This is a genomic window from Cryobacterium sp. TMT2-15-1 (assembly GCF_004402345.1).
GTDB lineage: Bacteria > Actinomycetota > Actinomycetes > Actinomycetales > Microbacteriaceae > Cryobacterium > Cryobacterium sandaracinum.
This window is the reverse complement of record NZ_SOGD01000029.1, coordinates 275,987-297,664: the sequence shown is the minus strand read 5'-3', so window position 1 is coordinate 297,664 and position 21,678 is coordinate 275,987. Positions and strand designations below refer to the sequence as shown.

18 protein-coding genes and 1 tRNA gene are annotated in these 21,678 nt (G+C 69.3%); 9 read left to right on the top strand and 10 right to left on the bottom strand.

Annotated features, from left to right (window positions below; translation table 11 throughout):
- Positions 1-7: 7 nt before the first annotated feature.
- Together E3O62_RS07820 and E3O62_RS07815 are read left to right on the top strand one after the other, a co-directional pair.
- Positions 8-1,174 carry an acyl-CoA dehydrogenase family protein gene (locus E3O62_RS07820; RefSeq protein ID WP_241973372.1) on the top strand — a complete coding sequence of 389 codons (1,167 nt, stop codon included), beginning with the start codon at positions 8-10 and terminating at the stop codon, positions 1,172-1,174.
- Positions 1,167-2,513, top strand: coding sequence for a threonine/serine exporter ThrE family protein (locus tag E3O62_RS07815; RefSeq protein ID WP_134394961.1), 1,347 nt, complete (start codon positions 1,167-1,169; stop codon positions 2,511-2,513). The genes E3O62_RS07820 and E3O62_RS07815 overlap by 8 nt, the downstream gene beginning before the upstream one ends.
- 27 nt (positions 2,514-2,540) lie before the next feature.
- On the opposite strand, the gene E3O62_RS07810 is transcribed toward E3O62_RS07815, so the two are convergent.
- On the bottom strand, positions 2,541-2,786 hold the full coding sequence (locus E3O62_RS07810) for a hypothetical protein (protein WP_134398058.1): 246 nt from the start codon (positions 2,784-2,786) through the stop codon (positions 2,541-2,543).
- A gap of 186 nt (positions 2,787-2,972) precedes the next feature.
- Here E3O62_RS07810 and E3O62_RS17325 point away from each other — a divergent pair, with 186 nt between their 5' ends.
- Complete coding sequence (locus tag E3O62_RS17325; RefSeq protein ID WP_255408599.1) at positions 2,973-3,095, top strand: hypothetical protein; 123 nt, start codon at positions 2,973-2,975, stop codon at positions 3,093-3,095.
- Positions 3,096-3,174: 79 nt separating this feature from the next.
- Entirely contained in the window at positions 3,175-4,062 is an 888-nt protein-coding gene (locus E3O62_RS07805; protein ID WP_134398057.1) for a metal-dependent hydrolase, read from the top strand.
- Between the two features lie 240 nt (positions 4,063-4,302).
- Here E3O62_RS07805 and E3O62_RS07800 read toward each other — a convergent pair.
- The 4 genes from E3O62_RS07800 to galU form a co-directional block, all read right to left on the bottom strand.
- Positions 4,303-4,375 (bottom strand) — tRNA-Ala (locus E3O62_RS07800).
- An 81-nt stretch (positions 4,376-4,456) separates the two neighbouring features.
- On the bottom strand, positions 4,457-5,479 hold the full coding sequence (locus tag E3O62_RS07795; protein ID WP_134398056.1) for a hypothetical protein: 1,023 nt from the start codon (positions 5,477-5,479) through the stop codon (positions 4,457-4,459).
- 72 nt (positions 5,480-5,551) lie between these two features.
- Positions 5,552-6,211: a GNAT family N-acetyltransferase gene (locus E3O62_RS07790; RefSeq protein ID WP_134394965.1), complete on the bottom strand. Its 660-nt coding sequence runs from the start codon at positions 6,209-6,211 to the stop codon at positions 5,552-5,554.
- A 56-nt stretch (positions 6,212-6,267) separates the two neighbouring features.
- Complete coding sequence (gene galU / locus E3O62_RS07785) at positions 6,268-7,161, bottom strand: UTP--glucose-1-phosphate uridylyltransferase GalU (protein WP_134398055.1); 894 nt, start codon at positions 7,159-7,161, stop codon at positions 6,268-6,270.
- Positions 7,162-7,195: 34 nt separating this feature from the next.
- On the opposite strand from galU, the gene E3O62_RS07780 reads away from it, so the two are divergent.
- The 3 genes from E3O62_RS07780 to mscL all read left to right on the top strand — a co-directional run bounded on the left by E3O62_RS07780 (position 7,196) and on the right by mscL (position 8,776).
- Complete coding sequence (locus tag E3O62_RS07780; RefSeq protein WP_134394967.1) at positions 7,196-7,774, top strand: 5-formyltetrahydrofolate cyclo-ligase; 579 nt, start codon at positions 7,196-7,198, stop codon at positions 7,772-7,774.
- A gap of 87 nt (positions 7,775-7,861) precedes the next feature.
- A complete protein-coding gene (locus E3O62_RS07775) occupies positions 7,862-8,245 on the top strand; it encodes an FmdB family zinc ribbon protein (protein WP_134398054.1) in 384 nt (127 codons plus the stop codon).
- Positions 8,246-8,338: 93 nt separating this feature from the next.
- Positions 8,339-8,776, top strand: coding sequence for a large conductance mechanosensitive channel protein MscL (gene mscL / locus E3O62_RS07770; protein WP_134394969.1), 438 nt, complete (start codon positions 8,339-8,341; stop codon positions 8,774-8,776).
- A gap of 364 nt (positions 8,777-9,140) precedes the next feature.
- Here the strand turns inward: mscL and E3O62_RS07765 are convergent, their stop codons facing one another.
- Together E3O62_RS07765 and E3O62_RS07760 are read right to left on the bottom strand one after the other, a co-directional pair.
- Positions 9,141-9,422: a hypothetical protein gene (locus E3O62_RS07765; RefSeq protein ID WP_241973371.1), complete on the bottom strand. Its 282-nt coding sequence runs from the start codon at positions 9,420-9,422 to the stop codon at positions 9,141-9,143.
- Complete coding sequence (locus tag E3O62_RS07760) at positions 9,415-13,266, bottom strand: AAA family ATPase (protein ID WP_241973370.1); 3,852 nt, start codon at positions 13,264-13,266, stop codon at positions 9,415-9,417. The genes E3O62_RS07765 and E3O62_RS07760 overlap by 8 nt, the downstream gene beginning before the upstream one ends.
- A 133-nt stretch (positions 13,267-13,399) precedes the next feature.
- Here E3O62_RS07760 and E3O62_RS07755 point away from each other — a divergent pair, with 133 nt between their 5' ends.
- Positions 13,400-14,419, top strand: coding sequence for an adenosine deaminase (locus E3O62_RS07755; protein WP_134398053.1), 1,020 nt, complete (start codon positions 13,400-13,402; stop codon positions 14,417-14,419).
- Here E3O62_RS07755 and E3O62_RS07750 read toward each other — a convergent pair.
- Positions 14,397-15,413, bottom strand: coding sequence for a magnesium and cobalt transport protein CorA (locus E3O62_RS07750; protein WP_134394971.1), 1,017 nt, complete (start codon positions 15,411-15,413; stop codon positions 14,397-14,399). The two genes, E3O62_RS07755 and E3O62_RS07750, sit on opposite strands and share 23 nt — an antisense overlap.
- Positions 15,414-15,502: 89 nt before the next feature.
- Here E3O62_RS07750 and E3O62_RS07745 point away from each other — a divergent pair, with 89 nt between their 5' ends.
- Positions 15,503-16,234 (top strand): 4'-phosphopantetheinyl transferase superfamily protein, encoded by a 732-nt coding sequence (locus E3O62_RS07745; RefSeq protein WP_166784642.1) that lies wholly within the window; start codon positions 15,503-15,505, stop codon positions 16,232-16,234.
- Here E3O62_RS07745 and E3O62_RS07740 read toward each other — a convergent pair.
- Both E3O62_RS07740 and E3O62_RS07735 read right to left on the bottom strand, forming a co-directional pair.
- The gene (locus E3O62_RS07740) at positions 16,231-17,667 is read right to left on the bottom strand and encodes a M1 family metallopeptidase (protein WP_241973369.1); all 1,437 of its coding nucleotides are present in this window, start codon (positions 17,665-17,667) and stop codon (positions 16,231-16,233) included. The two genes, E3O62_RS07745 and E3O62_RS07740, sit on opposite strands and share 4 nt — an antisense overlap.
- Positions 17,667-21,599 (bottom strand): Pls/PosA family non-ribosomal peptide synthetase, encoded by a 3,933-nt coding sequence (locus tag E3O62_RS07735; protein WP_370448895.1) that lies wholly within the window; start codon positions 21,597-21,599, stop codon positions 17,667-17,669. The genes E3O62_RS07740 and E3O62_RS07735 overlap by 1 nt, the downstream gene beginning before the upstream one ends.
- Between the last annotated feature and the right edge of the window lie 79 nt (positions 21,600-21,678).

Below are 21,678 nucleotides of genomic sequence, written 5' to 3'. Positions count from 1 at the left end.
TTATTTGGTGTACACGACCGCCGAACTCTCCCCGCTCGGTGACGAGCTTCTCGAACGTATCCGTTCTCGTGCCGCGACGCATGACCGGGACAATACGTTCCCCGCCGACGATCTGGCCGACCTGATCGCCTCCGGTTACCTCCGCTCGCTCGTGCCCGTCTCCCATGGTGGCCTCGGGCGCAGCGTGCAGCAGGTCGCCGACGACCAGATCCGGCTCGCCGCCCACGCCCCGGCCACGGCCCTCGCCGTCAACATGCACCTCGTCTGGACGGGCGTGGCTCTCACCCTGCATCAGCGCGGCGACGACAGCCTCGCTTGCGTGCTGCACGGCGCCGCCGCGGGCGAGATCTTCGGCTTCGGCGTGAGCGAGCCGGGCAACGACCTCGTGCTCTCCGATTCGATCACGACGGCCGCCCCGCAGCCAGACGGCGGCTACCGGTTCACCGGCACCAAGATTTTCACCACGCTCTCCCCGGCGTGGACCCGGCTCGGCACCATGGGCATCGACCGGGACTCCGTTGACGGCCCGAAAATCGTCTGGGCGTTCATCGACCGGGGCGACCCGGGCGTCAGTCAGCAGGATGACTGGGACACCCTGGGCATGCGGGCCAGCCAGAGCCGCAGCACCGTGCTCACCGGCGCATCCGCCCGCCCGGAGCAGGTCTTCCGGCGGCTGGATCCCGGGCCGAACCCTGACCCGCTGATCTTCGCGATCTTCGCCAATTTCGAGATCCTGCTGGCGGCCGTGTACACCGGCATCGGCCGGCGCGCGGTCGAGCTGGCCGTGCTGGCGGCGAAGCGGCGCACGTCGCTCAAGCACGACGGCCGAACCCTGGCGCAGGACCCGGACATCCGTTGGCGCGTCGCGGAGGCCGCGATGATGATGGATGGCCTGTACCCCCAGCTCGACGCCCTCGCCCACGATCTCGCCACTCAGGCCGACCACGGCCCGCAGTGGTTCCCGCTCCTGTCGGGCCTGAAGTATCGCGCCACCGAGACCGCGCGCCTGGTCGTCGACCAGGCGCTGCGGGTCAGCGGCGGCTCGTCGTACTTCGCCGGGAACGAGCTCGGGCGACTGTACCGCGACGTTCTGGCCGGGCTCTTCCATCCGTCCGACGCCGAATCGGCGCACGCCACCGTGGCTGCCGCCTGGCTGGGTCCGCTCGATGTCTGATGTCACCCGCGCGATCAACGTCTTCGACAGCGCCGCCTACACCCGCTCGGTCCTCGACCTCACCATGCGGCTCGCGGAGGTCATCTTCGCGGCCGGTGCCGGGGCCGAAGACGCCACGGCCGCCATGGAGGCCATCACCCGCGCCTACGGGCTGAGGGGAACCGAGGCCAACGTCACGCACACGATCATCGCGCTCACCCACGAGGACCCGGCCACGCACGAGTCCATCACCCGGAGCCGCAACGTCAAGTACCGCTCGCTCAACTACAGCAAGCTCGCAGCCACCTCCGAGCTGATCGCCGAGATCCTCGACTCGCCGCCGGACGTCGCCGATGCCCGCAAACGCCTGGCCACCATCGTCAGCGCCAAGCCGCAGGTACCGGCCCTGTACCGCCGGCTGGGCTGGAGCCTCGTCGGAGCCGGGGCCGCCGTGCTCATCGGCGGCGGGCTGGTCGTCTGCGTCGCCGCCTTCGTCGCCACCTTCTTCATCGACCTGATCACGACCTCGCTCGACCGCCGGCAGGTTCCCGTGTTCTACCAAAACGTGGTGGGCGGGGCGATCGGGCCGCTTGTCGCCGCGATCGTCGCACTCATCGACACCTCCGCGAATCCGTCCCTGGTCGTCATCGCGACCATCATCATGCTCCTGGCCGGCGTCACCACCTTCGGCGCGGTCCACGACACACTGTCGGGCTTCTACCTGACCGGCACGGCACGGATGATGGAGGCCCTGTTGATCACGGGCGGCCTGGTCACCGGCGTGGCCGGGGCGTCACTACTGGTGGCCCGCTTCGGGTTCCAGTTGCGCGTCGATGCCAACCTCACGCCGACCCTGGCCGACGTGCCCGTGATGCTCGCCGCCGCCATGGTCATCGTCGCCGGTTTCGGCCTCGCCGTGCAGGTGCCGTGGCGGGCGTTCTGGGTGGTCTGCCTGCTCGGCGCCGTCGCAGAGCTGCTCTATCTGGGTGGGGCGAGCGCCGGCTTCGGCCTGGTCTGGTCGTCTGCTCTCAGCGCCATGGGTGTCGGTCTGCTGGCCGCGATCGCGGCCCGGATCGTGCGCACTCCCCCGCTGGTGATCGTCGTTTCCGCGCTCGTCCCCCTCGTTCCGGGGCTGATCCTGTTCCGCGGCCTGCTGCAGCTGTCCGACGGCAACATCGACGGCCTACTCAGCATGCTGACCGCCGGTGCCGTGGCCGCCGCGCTGGCGGCGGGCGCCATCCTCGCCCAGTACGTGGTGCAGTTCGTCTGGGGTCCGGCGCGCAGGCTACAGCGCCGCTTCGTGGGGCCGCTGATGGCTTTGCCCATTCGGCTTGGCCGCGGCCCCGGCACCCGGATCTGACCCGGTGGACGAATCAAGCGGATCCGGCTAGTTGGGAATATCCGCTTCGCCCTGCAGGTCTTCGGTCTCCTCCTCAACGAAGCGGTAAGGGATCGGTTCCTCTGTTTCGTGGCCGATCCGGAAACTGCGGCGCACGGTTGAGCCGTCTTCCGTCTCCTCAAGCACGACCTCCTGCTGATACTCGCCGTTCACGTACTCGAGTTTCCGTGGCGTGCCGGCGGCGATCACGTTGGGTCCGTAGAAAATGGCCTCGTAGGTGGTCATGTCGCTCATATTTGGATCCCTTTCTCCGGGTGGAGACGTCTGCCTCCCTGGCGGGGCGCGTCGGTCTCAGCCTACGGCCGGGCGCGCAAGTTGCACAGGGCCGGGTGCCGGTGCGAGCGGGAAGGTGCCGTTTCGCGGCAACCCGCGTAGGGTCGAAGTCACGGTGCCGCTGGGGCTCGGTTCGAAGGAGTACACATGGCTGACAAATCACCCAAGAAGGACGCATCCAAAAAGGTTGCCGGCAAGTCCTTGAAAGAAAAGCGTGCCGACAAGCACGCGAAGGCGAACGAGACGACCGAGAAGGCCCGCAAGGCCTAGCGCCTGCTCCACGAATAAACTCAGGGTGTTGCCGCGCTAGCCGCGGCAACACCCTTTTATAGTCCGAAAGGACCTGCCGATGACCCTTCCCGTTATGGACACCCAAGTGAGCTACCCGGCCGGGCAGACCGAGGGCACCGCAACGGTGCTGCACGTCGAGCCGCTTCCGACCGGACTGCTTGCCGTGCTCCTCGACACCACCCCCGTGCACCCGGTCGACGCAGGCTGGCCCGACCAGGGTCCCGACCGGGCCGTGCTGCGCGCCCAGGGAATCGAGCTGCCGGTGCTGGACTGCGTCGTTGGAGCAACGGACGGGTCGGCGCTGCACCTCGGCCGGGACATCCCGGTGCCGAAGGGAACACCCGGCTGGGCGTTCGTCGTGGCTCACATCGTGCAGCCCCATGCCGCGCTGATCGAGGGGCAGCCGGTCGACGCCGTCGTCGACACCGGCTACCGGCGGCGAATGTCCGCGGGCCACACCGCGTGCCACCTCGCCTCCCTCGCCCTCAACCTGGCTCTCGCAAACCGGTGGAAGAAGGACGTGCGCACCGACGCCCTCGGCAGCCCCGACTTCGACGGCACCGCGATCGACGTGTCCCTCATCGGCGAGAACGGATCCGTGGACGCCTACCGGCTCGGCAAATCCCTGCGCCGCAAGGGCTTCGTCACCGAGGAACTGGCCGACCAACTGGCCGAGATCGAATCGATGCTGAACACCGCTCTCGCCGGGTGGGTGGCTACGGACGCAAGCGTGCGCATCGACCGGGACGGCCCACTGCTGACCGACCGCCGGTACTGGGTCTGTGAGCTGCCGGTACACGACGTGCGCATCCCCTGCGGCGGCACCCACGTTTCCTCCCTGACCGAGCTCGGTGCTGTGCGCGTGGCGCTGTCGACAACCGACGTGGAGGGCACGACCGTGCTCACCATGGAGACGTTCGTCGGCCGATCGGCGCTCGGCCGCTGAGGCCGGTGCAGGTCGGCACGTCAACTCGGCCTGGATCAGAAACTTTCATTTCGGAGATTTTTGCGACACGCCGTTCACCCCGGCGCAACACGCCGCATGAACCGAAACGTCCGCGTTTGGCGACGGAGCGGCTCGTCGGCCTGAAGACGAGAACAGAAAGACGAAGACAGAAAGACCGTGACAAAGAAGAAGGCCCCCGGTTTCCCAGGGGCCTGCGACTGACGATTATCACTATCTCGGTGGAGCTAAGGAGATTCGAACTCCTGACCTTCTCATTGCGAACGAGACGCGCTACCAACTGCGCCATAGCCCCCAACCGCTTATGCAGAATATCACGCGCGGCGACCGAGTTTCGCCGAACCGCCCGCTAGAGCCCGAATCCGCCCGGGTTCGGTCAGCCGACGGCGCGGCGACGGCGCAGTACGTCGTCGAGGTCGCTCATGCCGGGGGCGGTGTCTCCGACGACGCCCATCGACGCGAACCGGCTCGCTGCGGGCACGACCGGAGCGTTCTCGCGACCGGGCACCGCACGCGTGAGCGGGGTGACGGCCACCTCGAGGGCCGCGGCCCGGCGGGCGAGTTCAGCCTCTGCGGCTACCTTCCGCAGCTCGGCGGCGGCATCCACGGATGCCATCGCCGCCTGGGCGACGGATCCGCGCGACAGGTGCATCGGCCGAGGCAGCGGCAGCGGCGTCCAGCTCGGGGCGACGACCGGCGTCTCCTCGAGGTGCACGGACTCGAAGGCCTGCCCGACGCGGGCGGAGGGGGAGCTGACCTCTGAGCCATTCGCGGCGGCGGCGTGCTGGTGGGCGCGGCGAGATGTGCGGGCGAGGCGCGACAGCGCCCCGACAGCGAGCGCGACCGTAGCCAGGCCGCCGAGGACAGCGGTCCAGGCTCCGCCCGCTGCGACCGCGACAACCCCGGAGACGAAGAAAAGGATGCCCCCGAGCAGGATCAGGGAGGTCAACGCTCGCACCCGGCGCAGACGCAGAGCGCGAGCGCGACCCGGCGAGCCGGCCACAACCGCGGCACCGGCGGCGCCGGCACGCACGGCGGAAGCCTGGGCAGCGACCTCTCGGGCGGCAGCGGCACGATTTGTGGCGGCCAGGGCCGCGGCGGAGCGCCGGGCGGACGCAACGGCATCCGTCACCGCCTTCGCCTCGGCTCGGGCATCGTCTTCGGCCTGGGCCAGCAGCTTGCGTTGGTTCAGGACGGTTCGGGCGTTCGCTTCGAGCCGCACCTGCTGGGGCACCTCCGACGTTTCCGCCAGAATGCGCAAGGTCTGCTGCAAGCGAACGGCGTTGCGCTCGGTGGTGAGGTACTGGCGTCGGCGCGCCCAGGTCGGCATGAGGTAGGTCACCCACAGGGCAGCCGCGACCGCAATCATCACTCCCCCGCCCAGGACCTCGCTACTCATAGTCTCTAAGGTAGGAGGGCCGTAGCCATGCGGTGATGATTATCGAGGGTGTGTCACGGGCAATTCCCGCACTCATCGGTCACTCACCGTCAACGGATGCGCGGCCGCGGCCCGATCGACGTCCGTCACCCGGGCGGCGTCGGCCGGCACCTGGCCGAACTGCCAGCGATGCAGCACGCCCTGGCGCACCTCTTCGGCCACCAGCCCGAAGCAAAAATGGTCGCGCCAGTCGCCGTTGATGTGAATGTACCGGCGGCGCAGACCCTCGTAGCGGAAGCCGAGTTTCTCCACGACCCGCAGCGAGGGCACGTTCTCGGGTCGGATGCAGATCTCCATGCGGTGCAGCCCGAGCTGGCCGAAGCAGTAGTCGGTGGCCAGGGCTACGGCTGTGGGCGTGATCGCCTTCCCCGCGAATTCCTCGCCCACCCAATAGCCGATGGTGGCCGACGACAGGGAGCCCCAGGTGATCGACGACACGTTGAGCTGGCCGGCCAGCTCGCCCTGGTGTTCAATCAGGAACGGCAGCCCGCTGCCGACACGTGAGTGCGCAAGCAGGCTGCGGATGCTGGCGCGGGTGTCGAAGGACATCGGCGCATAGGGACTGGTGGCCTCCCAGGTGCGCAGCCAGCCCCGGTTCTCCATCAGGGAACGGTCGAGGTTGCGGTCGTCGCGCAATCGAATCGGTCGCAGTGTGACGGGACCCTCATGAAGCGTCGGTATTGCGATCGCCACAGTGTGCCCGTCTACTCAGTGCCGAAATGGTGTTTCCTTAATCTACCGCGCGTGTTCTAGTCGAGAGTGGCGACGAACTCGTGCAGCCAGGGCCGCAGGTCCGGTCCGAGGTCCTCGCGGTCGACGGCAAGTTGCACAATGGCCTTGATGTAGTCGAGGCGGTCGCCGGTGTCGTAGCGGCGGCCGCGGAAAATGACCCCGTACACGCCGCCGCTGGTGGCCGGGTTCAGCGCCATCTCCTGCAGCGCGTCGGTGAGCTGGATCTCGTTACCCTTGCCCGGCTGGGTGCGCTCGAGCACCTCGAAGACCTCGGGGCGTAGCACATAGCGGCCGATGATGGCCAGGTTCGACGGGGCATCCTCGGTGCTGGGCTTCTCGACCAGCCCGGTGACCCGCACCACGTCGGGATCGTCGGTGGCCTCGACCGCGGCCGCTCCGTAGAGGTGGATCTGGGAGGGCTCCACCTCCATCAGGGCGATGATGCTGGTATTGCGCGTGCCCTGCTCGGCGAGCATTTTCGCCAACAGCGGGTCGCGCTCGTCGATGATGTCGTCACCGAGCAGCACCGCGAACGGTTCGTTGCCAACATGCATCTTGGCCCGCAGCACCGCGTGGCCGAGGCCCAGCGGGTCACCCTGGCGTACGTAGTGGATGTCGGCCAGGTCGGTGGCGTGGTTGACCTTCTCCAGTCGGCTGTGGTCGCCCTTTTTCTTCAGGATCGCCTCGAGTTCGGTCATGCGGTCGAAGTGGTTTTCCAGCGCGTCCTTGTTGCGCCCGGTGACCATCAGCACGTCGGTCAGGCCCGCGGCCACGGCCTCCTCCACCACGTACTGGATCGCTGGTTTGTCGACGACCGGCAGCATCTCCTTCGGCATGGCCTTGGTGGCCGGAAGAAAACGAGTGCCCAGTCCTGCAGCAGGAATGACGGCTTTGGTAATTGATGTCCCCATGGTCCCTACGATATCGGCATCTAGGATGAGATATATGGATTCCGATATCGGTCACCGAAAGCGCGCGCTTCGCGCCGAGCTGCGGGAGCGCCGCCAGAACCTGACCTCGGTCGAGCGGGATGCCGCCACGGCCGGATTCACCCAGAATCTGCAGAGCATCACCCTGGATCTGTCGGCCCGGTCCATCTCCTGCTATCTGTCCTCCCGCAACGAACCGGACACCCGCCCGTTCGTGAACTGGGCGGAGGCCCAGGGCATCCGGGTGCTGTTTCCGGTATCCCGCGATGACGGACTCCTCGACTGGACCGTCGGCGAGGACCAGACCGAATTCGAGGGTCTCTCGGGCGCCCCCGAGGCAGGCGGCAGCCTGTTGGGCCCGATCGCGATCAATGACGTTGACCTCATCATCGTGCCGGCCGCCGCCGTCGATGCAACCGGCCTGCGCATGGGCTGGGGTCGCGGCTACTACGACAAGACCCTAGGCTCGATGGAGAAGTGCCCGCCGGTGTATGCCGTCGTCTTCGAGAACGAATACGTCGACGAGGTGCCCCGCGAGGTTCACGACCAGCCGGTCGACGGCTTGGTCACCCCGACGCGCATCATCGCGTTCTGATCGGCCCGCCCCCTACTTCCTGTTCAACGAAAGCCATTTCATAATCGGAGATTCCGGCCCGTGGGCCGGTCCCCCATCGGAGTTCCAGTGCCTACCTATTCCTACCGCTGCACCGAGTGCGACACCGCGTTCGACATCCAGCAAGCATTCACCGACAACTCGCTCACCACCTGCCCGACCTGTGCCGGCAAGCTGCGCAAGGTCTTCTCGTCCATCGGCGTGACCTTCAGCGGTTCCGGCTTCTACAGCAACGACGCCCGGTCGGATGCGAAGCGCTCGCTCGAGCGCTCGTCGAAGACCCCAGACAAAAAGTCAGACAAGAGCTCAGACGCGAAGTCGGGCGATTCCGGCACCGGTTCCGGCTCCTCCAGCGAGAAGTCCGCGGCCCCCGCGAAAGACAGTTCCGGCCCGAGGAAAGTCGCAAGCACCAGCACCAGTAACACGCCCGCGCCCGCCGCGAAGGCCTCCTAGCCCCAGCACCTCAGCACGTCAGCACACCAGCACACCAGCACACCAGCACACCACTCGCCTGTCCCGGCGTCGAGACCTCACCGGAGTATCACCATGATCCAGGGCTTCAAAGAATTCATTATGCGCGGCAACGTCATCGAGCTTGCTGTTGCCGTGGTCATCGGCGCGGCGTTCACCGGGGTGGTCAGCGCGATCGTCACGGGCATCTTCAACCCGCTGATCGCCGCGATCTTCGACTCGGAGAGCCTGGCGGAGGCGATGGTCATCGGCCTTCCCGGCGGGGGCGGTCTGTCGTTCGGACTCGTGCTCGCCGCGGCCATCAACTTCCTGCTGGTCGCGGCCGTCGTCTATTTCGTCTTCGTGATGCCGCTCAACCACCTCAAGCACGCGCAGGAGCGTCGCCGTGCAGCCGGGATTCCCTCCACCGCCGATGCCGCCGCCCCCACAACGGAACTTGACCTCCTGACCGAGATCCGCGACCTGCTGGCCGCCGGCGCGACGCTCGACCAGGGCTCGAAGCACACGCTCTAGCTGACTGAGGCCTCATCGCCTGGTTACCGCTCTCGGCAAACCAAATCTGACCGGCCCCGGTTGACGCTGCTCAGTACAGGCGGAAGGCCGCGTCCGGAGCGTGTGGCGGATACCGAACGGCACAAGCGCTGCTGCACAGCGGGCAGGGGTCGTGGCCAACTCAGGAGATCCGTCCGGCCGGGTCGGGCATCCGCGCCGGTTCCGCACTGCTCCGCGGCGGCTGGTGAATGCGGCCGGCGGATGTCCTGAGTTAGCCACACACACACACACACACACACGGGCTCGGGCTCGGGCTCGGCGGGTCCATCGCCCACGGCGATGAGGCCTCACTCATCCACGGCAGTCACCAACTCCGTCCCTTCGGCTACCAGTGCGGCGGGCGGTCCTGACGGAGCCGTTCGTCGTTGACGCCGCGGGTTCCCGGTCCGGTGGGATCGGCGGGCACGATGCCGCCCTCCTCGCGCAGAACCGGTGGGTGCGGATCGGGGTCGGTGTCGGGCGCGGGCGTCAGCCGAGCACGCCGGGACGTGCCGGCCGATTTGACGACGGATTGCCGGGGAACGACGGATGCGTCCAGGTGGCCGACCTTGTCCCGGTGGTCGAAATCGTCGAGACCATCCCGCTCGGGTACGCCGCGCTCAGGCACCAGGTCGGCGCACCGGACCGGACGAACCACGCCCCGTCGAACCTGGCCCCGTCGAACCATGCCCCGTCGAACCATGCGCGGCCGAGCCATGCGCGGAGGATCCGGCAGCCGCCGACGGCACCGACAGGCCGACGAGTGCCGCCACGCGGGCGGCCACCGCGTCCGGGTTGCTGAAGAGTTCGAAGCTGTGCACCCGCAGGTAGTGCCAGCCGAGGCGGCGCAGCACTTCGGGGCGCAGCCTCAGGGACTCGCGCAGGCTCGACCGGCCGACGACGGCATCCGTTTCGACGACGACGGCACGGCCCGCGTGCGAGCCGGCGAGGGCCAGCTTGCCGCGGTGGCCGAGCGACACGGTGAGGCCAAGCCGTTCCAGGCGGCGGGCCAGGTCGACCAGCATTGCCTCGCTCACGTCGGGAACCTGTGCCTCATTGCGGCGCGCCTCGGTCTCACTGAGTACCTGCGAGAGCGCGAGGATGCCGTGGCGCTGGCGATCCTCGTCGATGTCGGAGGGGCGGAAGCAGGAGACGATGTCCATGGCCCGGCGGGCGCGGGTCATGCCGATGGCCAGCAGCCGCTCGCCGCCCGGTTCACCGAGCGAACCGAAGTTCGTCAGGAGACGGCCGTGCGGGGTGCGGCCGTAGCCGATGGAGAAGATCACCCGGTCGCGGCTCTGCGCCACGGCCTGCTCGAGGGTGAGCACAGTGAATGGCTCGGCCCGGTCTTTCAGGATGAAGTCGGAGAGGTCGGTGCGCTTGGAGAAGGCGGACAGCACGGCCTGGTGCACACGCACGGAGTGCCGCGCGCTGGCCGTGATGACCATGAGTGATTCCTTCGGGCGCTTGACGGCGTGGTCCATGACGAGTTCGACGACCTTGGCCACCTCGGCGTCGACGCTTTCCACGGCCCCGGAGTCGGCGTCGGGCATGCCGTGCCCGCCGGCCACGTAGTTGATGGTGAGGCTGCCGTGCCCGAGGTAGCTGCCCGCCCAGGGCAGTGAGTCGATGCGTCCGCCGTAGAAGCGGTGGTTGACGAGTTCCGCGAGGTCTTCGCCGCCGGCGCGGTAGCTGCGGGTCAGGGTCAGGGTCGGCAGCAGCTCGCCGAGGCGGGCCAGGGCCGAGTCGGCGTGCAGGGCGTCGACGTTGGTCTCCTGCTCGACGCGGTCGTCGGCGGCGGCCGTGATGCCGGTCTCGAACGACGACGGTGTCTGCGTGACCGGGTCGCCGAACGCGACGATCTGCCGGCCGCGACGGATGGCGCCGACGTTCTCGGCCAGGGTGGTGGCGCCGGCGTCGACGAGCAGTACGGTGTCGAAGCTCATCTGGTCGTCGAGTGCCGCCACCTCGTAGGGCGAGGCCAGCCAGACCGGGGCGAGCACGCGGCCCAGGTGTGGGGCGGCCTTGTGCAGGCGGGTGGGGGTGGCCCGGTCGGCGCGCAGCAGGCGCCTGAGGTTGTCGGCCTCCTCGGGCCAGTCGACGACGCCGATCTTCCAGGTCTCGGCGAGCAGCCAGGCGAGGAGCTGCCCGGTGGTCGAGGCGTGCGCCTCGTCGACCAGGCGGAAGTCGGCTTCGAGCCGGTCGAGAACCTGCGTGTTGGCGTTCAGGAGGGCCTTGTCGCCGCTGAGCATGCTCTCGAGCACGGACTGCCACCAGGCGAGTTCGAGCTCGTCGGCGACGTCTCTCTCGGACACGTGTCGCTGGGACAGGTCGGTCATCAGCGGGTCGAGATTGTGCGCGCGCAGAGTAGCGAGCAGCGCGGTGCGCTCATGCAGGTTCGCCAGTACCTCGCTCTCGGCGGCCAGGCCGGAGATCACGTAAATGAGCTCCTTCACCGGGCGGTTCGACAGCTGACGGGTGGTTCCGGCCGCTCCGAGCGGAATGTCGAGGCTCGCGAGGTCTTCCGAGACGCGCTGGTAGGCCACGTGCACATCCGAGATACCCACGGGCACCTCGGGGGTGACGCCGGCGACTACGAAGCGCTGCCACAGGGTGCGCTGCTGCTGGATGCGGCGCAGGCTCTCGTTCATGTCGCTCACGTGCACGCCGGGGCGCAGGTATTCCACAGCGAGCTTGCGCAGACGGCGACGGTTCGCGCCGGTCATCTCGGGCGACTCCCGGCGAGACGCGGTCGCGGAGATCAGTTCGGTCAGGGACCGGTCGAAGACGGCCGGCTGGAACTTGTCGAGCGTCTCCCGGATGTCGAGCAGCAGCCGCAGGTAGACGCCGAGCTCGGCGATGGTCTCGAACGGTCGCAGTCGGGTCTGGCCGACGAGTCCGGCGGCACGCTCGAGTAGGCGCGGGAGTTCGATCTGGTTGACCCGTTTGGCCAGCTGGTGCGCCGCCGAGGCGTCCGCGGTGGAGGTGAAGGAGGCTCCGTACCAGGGCGAGTCGCCGGGTCCGTAGCGGAATTCACCGAGTGCAGCCGCCTTGATCAGGGTGGCGGCGGCGGTCGGCCGACCCTGCGCCAGGCGTTCGAGCGCGCGTCGGTCGAGCCTGGCCGTGGTCGAGGGAGGTGAGGGCAGCTGCGCGAGGCGTGCCAGTTCACCGAGGGCGTCGAGAACGGACACCCCGAGCGCCGGGTCGCGGCGGGTGAGCGCCGACCGGTAGTCGAGCAGCACCTTGCGCAGGCGCACGAGCGCGTCGTCGACGTCGCCGACCATGGGCTGGGTGGCCTTCTCGTTGCGGGTGATCGACTGGATCAGGTCCCGGCGCAGGGTGCGGGGGGTCACGGCGACCCCGGGCAGCCCGACCTGCACTAGGCGGTGCGCGATACCGTCGAGGCTGGAGCGGCGGGCGCTGACAACGAGCACGCGCTTGTGCTGAGCGATGAGCGAGCCGATCGCGTTCACAATCGTCTGCGTGCCTCCGGTGCCGGGAAGGGTCTTCACGACGAGCGAGTTGCCGGCCGCGATCTGCGCGACGACGTTCTCCTGCTCGGAGTCGGCGTCAAGCAGAAGGATGTCGGTGGCCGGTGGCCGGGAGTCCTGACCGATCGGGACGACCGGGTTGTACGCGGTCTCGATGGCACGCCGGGCGTTGGTGTTGCCACCGATCGCGTCGAGCAGCGGATGGTCCAGGCTGGCCGCATCGGTGGCGAGAGCGCGGCCGACGTCGGCGAACACGGAGGCCACGAGGCGCGGTACCACGTTGAACCAGGGCAGGTGCGAGGTGAGGCCGCGCAACCGGTCGATCACGGGCTGCGGTTTGAAGGCGCCGTTGGTGACGGCCAGCGCCACGAACGCATCGGCATCCAGAACGATCTCGAACTGGTCCTTCAGCGCGCGGGCCAGTTCCGGGTTGAGGAACGGCTGGCCCTTGAGCTTGAGTTCGAAATCGCGGCCGTAGCGGCGGATGGCGAGGGGGCGCAGTAGTACGGGTGCGCTGTAATTGACATCGTTGTGGCACCACTCGGCGAGGCCGATGGCCAGGTGCACCGATTCGATGCCGCGCATGGAGCGCAGTTCGATGCCCTTCTGGGTGATCTCGCCGGCCGCCAGACGCGCGTTGCGCAGGGCCAGCTCGTCGCGGATCAGGTTGGAGAGCAGAGCCGTCTTGCCGGTGATGAACTGGGGCAGACCGCCCGGATGGGTGGCGCTCAGTTCGATCCGCGTGCGGGGTCCGTCGCTGAAGTGCAGCAGCGGGGAACGCCCTCCCACTTCGGCGAGTTCGTCGCGCCAGCGCTGCCAGACCGGGTCGGCCACATTGCCCACGGTGAGGGACGGATCGCCCAAGCTGACCGCGTGCGGAGCCGCGGAATCGTGCGGGTCGGCGGGCGGAGCATCCTGAATCTCCGTCAGGATGCCGTCGTCATCTAGTTTCTTATCGAGGCGCCACACACTCGACACCATAAGCCAAATCCCTCCGATTCCCCGGCAGGCGGCCCGGAATTGCACGGATTCAGCCCCGAATTGTCTTAAAGCGGGGCTTCCGGATCCGCGTGCGACCGTCAGCGATTCGGCTCGCCTCGGCGAGAATGGTGCAATGAAACTCCCCCTCGTCGAACTCCACCTGCACATCGAGGGAACCCTCGAACCGGAGCTGCTCTTCGAGCTGGCCGCGCGGAACGCGGTGACTCTGCCGTGGGCGTCGTTGGCGGAGCTGCGCGCCCAGTACGACTTCGCCGACCTGCAGTCGTTCCTGAACCTCTACTACCGGGCCCTGGACGTGCTGCGCGAACGGATCGACTTCACCGACCTGACCCGCGCCTACCTGGCCCGCGCCCGCACGGCCGGGGTGCGGCACGCGGAGCTCTTCTTCGACCCGCAGGCGCACACGAGCCGGGGCGTCCCGCTGGTCACCGCCCTAGCGGGGGTGCGCGACGCCTTGGACCGGTCGGTCGACGAGTGGGGCATCAGCACGAAGCTGATCGTGACGTTCCTCCGGGACCGTCCGCCCGCCGAGGCCCTGCAGATCCTTCGAGAGATTCTCGCCGGTGGGGTGCCGATCGACGGCATCGGGCTGGACTCGGCCGAGGTCGGCTATCCCCCGGAGCTCTTCACCGAGGTCTTCGCTCTGGCCCGCGAGAACGGTTTGCGCCTCGTGGCGCATGCGGGCGAGGAAGGACCGCCCGACTACGTCTGGCAGGCTCTCGACCTGCTCGGGGTGGAACGCGTCGACCACGGCATCCGCAGCCTGGAAGACGAGGTGCTGCTTGACCGGCTTGTGCGGGACCGCATCCCGCTCACGGTCTGCCCGTTCTCGAATGTGCGGCTGCGCGTGATCGACACCCTCGCCGATCACCCCATCGTGCGGATGCTCGACCGCGGGCTGCTCGCCTGCATCAACTCCGACGACCCGGCCTACTTCGGCGGCTACATCGACGACAACCTGGCCGCGGTCGATGCGGAGTTCGGCCTGGGACCGGACCGGCTGGCCCTGCTCGCACGGAACGGGATCGAGGCGTCGTTCCTGACGAACGGGGAGAAGGCGGCCCTGGCTGCCGAGGTCGATGCCTGGCGTGCTGCCCAGCCGGCGCCGGCTACAGCCATCCGTTCTTCTTGAAGACGCCGAAGAGGCCGACGCCCATCGCGAGCATCAGGGCGAGTGCGAACGGGTAGCCGAACACCCAGGTGAGCTCGGGCATGTGGGTGAAGTTCATGCCGTAGATGGTGCCCACGAGCGTGGGAGCGAAGAGGATGGCCGCCCAGCTCGAGATCTTCTTGACCTCTTCGCTCTGGACGAGGCTGGTCTCGGACAACCGCCGGGTCTCCTCGTTCTGGCGCTGGGTGACAAGGGTGCTGTGCACGGTGAGGGCATTGTCGAGGAGCTGGCGGAACGCGTCGCCGCGCTCGACAACCCGCAGGGTGTGGTCGAGCACGTCGCGCAGGTGGTGGCTGAGCTCCGCGGGGACGTTGTAGGTGGTGAAGCCCTTCTGCAACGACTCCAGCATGCCCACGAGCGGCTGCGTCGCACGCTGGAACTCGATCACCTCCCGGGAGAGGTCATAGATGCGCCGGGCGACGGCCTGATCGCCGTCGAAGAGCTGGTCCTCGATCTCGTCGATGTCGTTCTCCAGCCCGGCGACGACCGGCCCGTACTCGTCGACGATCTGGTCGAGGATGGCGTAGAGCACGGCCTCCGGCCCGAGGGCCAGCAGCTCCGGCGTCTTCTCCATGCGCTCGCGCACCTGTGCGAGGTCTGGCGACTCGGCATGGCGGATGGTGGCCACGAAGTCGGGGCCCACGAAAACGTGCAGCTCACCGAACTCGACGCGTTCTTCCTGGTCGAGGTAGCGGGCCGGACGCAGCACGACGAAGAGGATGTCGTCGAAGCGTTCCAGCTTCGCCCGCTGGTGGCCCTTCAGCGCGTCTTCGACCGAGAGGTGGTGCAGGCTGAATTCGGCCGCGACCGAGCGCACCTCGTCGGGTGAGGGCCGGTACATCCCGATCCAGGCGAAGCCCTGGTGGGCCTTCATCACCTCATAGGTCTCGTCGAGCGTCGTCGGGTTCGCGGCCCTGCGGCCCTTCACATATACAGCGTTGTCGATCAGTGCCACGCGCGCTCCCTAACTACCAGATACCAGTGTCGCACCGGTAACGCCCGACGCTGACCGGCACCGGCGGCGGCGGGCGGTACGTTGGGGGCGTGAACCCTGAACCAGACGGTGACGACGTCGTCATCGTCATCGCTCCCCGCGGGGCCACGGATGCCGCAGACCGCCGGTTCCTGGCCGCCGCGGCCGCCGTGGTGCTCGGCGTCGATCCACTCTTCGTGCGCATCGACCGGCGCTGCTCGCACTGCGACGGCCGGGACCACGGCCGGCCCCAGGTGGCGGTTCCGCCGGGCACCACGTCAGGCTCCCGCGCCGCCTCCCACCCTGCCTCCCGCCCGCTGCACGTCAGCCTCAGCCGGGCCGGCAGGTGTGTCGCGTACGCCCTGACGTTTCTCGGGCCGGTCGGGATCGACATCGAGAGCGTCGCGGATGTCTCCCGGGCCAGGTTCGACGCCGTCGCGTTCGGACCGGCGGAGCTCGCCGTCCTGGGCGAGCTGTCGGGCGTCGACGCCGCCGAAGCGCGGGCCCGGCTGTGGACCGCGAAGGAGGCCGCACTGAAGTGCACCGGCGACGGGCTCCGGGTGGACCCCCGCGACCTCACCATCACCCTGCCGGGCCGCCGAAGCCCGGACGCACCGCGCCTCGCTGGCTGGCACGGGGCCCGCGTCCCCATCGATGCGATCATGCTCCGTGGCGTCGAGCCCGGCCCGGGACTGGTCGGAACAGTGGCTGTGCTCACCGAGGGCGTGCTCACCTCGGGCGAGCCGACCGTTCGCCTGGTGCCGGCCGCGGACATCCGTCACGACGCAAACGCGCCGGCTTAGAGCTTGGGCAGGGCGCTCCGGTAGATCCAGCGGTCGACGATGCGTCGGATGTCGCTGCTGTCGGTGTGCACGGAGAAGAACTCGACGAGGTCATCGGTGGAGATCCACCCGTGGCGGCGCGCCCGCGTGTAGGCGCGCACGGCGCCGAAGAAGGCGTCGTCGCCGAGCGACCGGCGCACCGCGTGCAGGGCCAGGGCGCCGCGCTTGTAGACCCGGTCGTCGAACATGGCGTGCGGCCCCGGTTCGCCGATGACGATGTCCCGCGGCAAGGCCTCGATCTCGGTCCGGTGCACGGCGGCACTCGCATCGGCCGTTGGTCCACCGCCGGCCTCCGCCCACAGCCACTCGGCGTAGCAGGCGAACCCCTCGTGCAGCCAAATGTCCTGCCACCGCACGACGGTCAGGCTGTTGCCGAACCACTGGTGGGCCAGTTCGTGGGCGATCAGCCGGTCGCTGCCGTGCGCACCGTCGACGTGGTTGCGACCGAAAATGGCAAGACCGTGGGCCTCGAGCGGGATCTCCAGCTCGTCGTCGGTGACCACGACCGAGTAGGCGTCGAACGGGTAGGGACCGAAGAGGTCGGCGAAGAGGGAGATCATCTCCGGAAGTCGGGCGAAGTCCACCGCCACCTCGCGAGCGAGGTTTGCCGGGAAGAAGATGCGTTGGGCCACCGGGGCGGCGGCGGCGTCGGCGCGCCGGTAACGGCCGATCAGCACCGTGGCCAGGTAAGTGGCCATCGGCTCCTTCACCTCGTAGGTCCAGCTGGTGCGGCCAGACCGGCTCGTGCGCGCGATCAACGTACCGTTCGCCACGACCGTGTAGGGGTCCTCGCAGCTGACCCGGATGCGGAACGAGGCCTTGTTGCTGGGGTGGTCGTTGCAGGGGAACCACGACGCCGACCCCGTGGGCTGGCCGGCCACGAGCACGCCGTCGTCGAGTTCCTCCCAGCCGACCTCGCCCCAGATGCTCTTCAACGGATGCGGCGCGCCGCGATACCGCACGGTCACCTCGAACAGCGCCCCGGCCTCGATCGTCGCCACCACCGTGATGGTGAGCTTGCGCGCGCTCTGGCTCACCTTCAGCGCCCGCACCCCGTCGACGGTGACCCGGTCCACAGTGAGACCGTCGAAGTCGAGGCTGAACCGGTCCAGCCTCATCGATGCCCGGGCCTGCACGGTGGCCGTGGCCCGCAGCTGATTGGTGGCCACCCGGTAGTCGAGGTTCAGGTCGTAGTGCAGGGCGAGGTAACCGCCATTCCCGTTGCCCGGCAGGTACGGGTCGCCCGCGGTGGCGGCGCCGTGGGTCGGAGCCCCTCGAACGCCGGCCGGGCCGAGCGCGGGTGTGGGCGGCAGCGGGGTGAGGCTCTGAGTGAGGCTCTGAGTGAGGCAATGAGCGGGGCCTGAGGGTGGTGGGGTGCGAGGCATGGTGGGCATCAAGTCTGCCATGGCAGACGGCGCCACGGCGAAATGGGGTTGCCCGACCACACCGACCCGGCCGGCACGCGTTCCCCGCGCATCACCAGCGAGGCAGGCCCCACAGTGGCGCCCTCCTCGATGTCGGCAGCCGGCAGGATCACGCTGTGCGGCCCGAGCGTGGCGCCCGCCGCCAGGGTGACCCTGTCCAGTTGCATGATGCGGTCGTGGAACAGGTGCGTCTGCACCACGCAGCCCCGGTTCACGGTCGCACCGTTTTTGATGCTCACCAGGTCCGCCTCCGGCAGCCAGTAGGACTCGCACCACACGCCGTACCCGATATGCGCGCCGAGAGTGCGAAGCCACACGGCGAGTGCCGGCGTGCCGGCCGCCTTCGCCGCGAACCAGGGTCGGGCGACCATCTCGACGAAGCTGTCCGACACCTCGTTGCGCCAGATGAACGACGACCAGAGCGGATGTTCCGTGGCGTCGATCCGGCCCACCAGCAACCACTTCGCGGCCGTGGTCACCAGGGCGGCGACGGCCCCCGCGGCCAGCAGCACCAGACCCGAAAGCGCGATCGTCCACACCAGGCCGACCGTGAGCCAGAGCGCATCAAGGGCGACGAGCACGCCGAGGGCGATCAGGACCGTGACGATGACCGGCACGATCCGGAGCATCTCCCACAGCGCCCGCATGGTGACGAGCCGGACCGGTGGGTGGAAGGTGCGGGCCTCGTCGACATCCGTCACGGTGCGGCGCAGCCGTTCGGGCGGGTTGCCCAGCCAGGACGACCCGCGTTTCGCCTTCCGCGGCGTGCTGGAGAGCACCGCGACGAGCCCGTTGCGCGGCACCGTGCGGCCCGCGCCCGCCATGCCGCTGTTGCCGAGGAACGCCCGGCGGCCGATCTTGGCCGGCCCGATGTGCAGCCAGCCGCCGCCGAGTTCGTAACAGGCGACCATGGTGTCGTCGGCGAGGAACGCGGCCGGGGCGATGGTCGTCAGGGCGGGGATGAGAAGCACGGTGGAGGCTTCCACGCCGGCGCCCACCTTCGCGCCGAGCAGGCGCAGCCAGATCGGGGTGAGCAGGCTCGCGTAGATCGGGAACAGGAGCGTTCGGGCGCCATCGAGGATGCGCTCGGTCATCCAGACCTGCCAGCCGATCCGGCTGCGCACGGGGTAGTACCCCTCCCGCAGGCCCACACCGAGCAGCCGAACGGAGCCGAGCACCAGCAGCGCGTAGACCAGCCCGGCTGCCACGACCGCGAGCGGGATGGCCAGGGCGGCCCGCGCGGCCGCGTCGGCCAGGGTAGCGGCGTCGCCGATGGACGCCCCGACGATGAGCGCACCGACAAGCACCGCGATCGCGGGCAGGGCCGTCATGGCGATGGCCCCTGTCGCGAAGGCGGTCAGCCAGCGGGTCCCGCGCGGCGGGCGCTCGGCCGGCCAGGAGCCGCGGGCGGCGCCCATGCGGGCGGCCGGGGACCCGGCCCAGCGTTCACCCGGCGGCACCGGTCCGGAGACGGCCGAGCCCGGTTCGATTACGGCGCCCCGCCCGATGTCGGCGCCGCCGAGCAGTGCGCTGCGGGAGCCGACCGTGGCGCCGGCGCCGATCCGCACCGGCCCGATGCGCAGCACGTCGCCGTCGATCCAGTAGCCGGACAGGTCGGTCTCGGGTTCGATGGCTGCCCCGGCACCGATGTCCAGCATCCCGGTTACCGGCGGCAGGGAATGCAGGTCGACGTCGGTGCCGATGCGGGCGCCGAGGGCCCTGGCGTAGTAGCTGATCCAGGGGGCACCGGCCAGGCTCACGGCATCCGAGAGAAGTGCCACCTGTTCGGCGAGCCAGAGGCGCAGGTGCACCGATCCGCCGCGCGGATAATTGCCCGGCTCCACGCCGCGCAGCAGCAGCCGGGCGGCGACGACGGAGATGGCCATCTTGCCGGGCGGGGTGACGAAGAGTACGAACCCGAGCGCCACCCACCACCAGGAGATGGTGGGCGCGAAGGAGGCGCCTGCCCAGCCCGCGAGCAGGTTGTTCGCCGCCGCGAGGTAGACCAGCCAACGCGCGCCGACCAGCACGTGCAGCGGCACTCCCAGCAGGGTGATGGCGAGGCGGCTGCGCCGGGGCACCGGCTGAACTTCCCGCACGATACGCGCCGCCGCGGGTGCGCGTCCGTCGAGCTCGTCGGCGAGGGAACCGATCCGGGGGTAGTCGTAGATGTCGGAGACTCGGGTGTCGGGGAACCGCTCGCGGATGGTCGACACGAACTGGGCCGCGGAGAGCGACCCGCCGCCGTGGGCGAAGAAGTCCGCGTCGGGGCCGTCGGCCGACACCCCGAGGATGGCGGCCCAGCCGGCGGCAAGCCACGCCGCCGTCGGCGAGAAGGCCTCCGCCTGCTCACCCCCGGTGGCGGGAAGGGGCCAGGGCAGGGCACCGCGGTCCACCTTGCCGGAGGTGCGCGTGGGCAGCTCATCGACGACGTGCAGCAGCGGCACGAGCGCGGCCGGCAATTCTTCGCGCAAACGGATGTTGGCGGCCGCCCGGTCGAAGAGGGCCCCCTCCACTTGGGCCAGGTAGCCGACCAGGATCTGGTTGCCGGCCGGGGTTCTCTGCACGACCGCGGCCGCTCCGGCCACCCCCGGGAGCGCGCGCAGGGCCGCCTCGATCTCGCCGAGTTCGATACGCCGGCCGCCGAGCTTGACCTGGTCATCGGCACGGCCGACGAACACGAGACCCTCGCGCTCGTAGCGCACCAGGTCGCCGCTGCGGTAGGCGCGGTGCCAGCCCAGCTCGGTATGCGGGGCGTACTTCTCGGTGTCCTTGCCGGCGTCGAGGTAGCGGGCCAGCCCGACCCCGCCGATAATGAGTTCCCCGGTCTCGCCGTGGGCCACCCGGGCACCGGCGGCGTCCACCACGGCAAGGTTCCAGCCGGCCAGAGGAAGCCCGATCCGCACCGGCCCGCGGCCGTCGAGCAGGGCGGCGCAGGCGACGACGGTGGCCTCGGTCGGGCCATACGTGTTCCAGACCTCCCGGCCGCGCACGGCGAGGCGCGAGGCGAGCTCGGGTGGGCAGGCTTCGCCGCCGAAGATCAGCAGCCGCACCCGCTCCAGCGATTCCTCCGGCCACAGGGCCGCGAGGGTCGGCACGGTCGACACCACGGTGATGCCGTGCTTGATCAACCACGGGCCCAGGTCGACCCCCGAACGCACCAGGGAGCGGGGCGCCGAGACGAGGCAGGCACCGTTCCGCCAGGCCAGCCACATCTCCTCGCAGGAGGCGTCGAAGGCCACGGAGAGGCCGGCCAGCACCCGGTCCGCGGGACCGATCGGGTCGGACCGGAGGAACAGGTCGGCCTCCGCGTCGACGAACGCGGCGGCGGAGCGGTGGGCCACCGCCACCCCCTTGGGCACCCCGGTGGAGCCGGAGGTGAAGATCACCCAGGCATCGTCGTCGGGGGCCGGCATGGCGCCGATCGTGCCGGCGAGGGCCAGGTCGTCCCCGGGCGCCAGCATCCGTTCGGCGAACATCTCCGCGTCGATGCCGGTGCGCACTTCGAACACGCCGCGCGCCCCGATCACGCCCACGACCCGGGCCTCGCCGAAGACGAGCCGGGCGCGTTCCTCGGGGTCGTCGGCATCGACGGGCACGTAGGAGGCGCCGACCAGGAGGGTCGCCAGAATGGAGAGATACAGTTCCCGGGTTCCCGACGGGATCCGGATGCCGACGGTGTCGCCGCGGCGCACCCCGCGGCGACTGAGCTGCTCCGCCTGCTCGGTGACCAGGCTCACCAGGTCCCGGTAGTTGATCGCCCCGTCGACGTCTTCGAGGGCGAGCGCGCCCGGATGACGGCCGGCGGTCGCGAGCATGATGTCGACCAGGGTTCGGGCCGGTGCCGCGCGGTGTCCGGCCTCGAGCACGTCCTGGCCGGGCTCAATCGGGGTCAGGGTCACGCAGGCTCCTCGTCCAGGTCGCGGTGCCAGCCACCGCGCGCCACCAGTTTAGAACCCGCAGGTAACAGGGAGGTGTCCG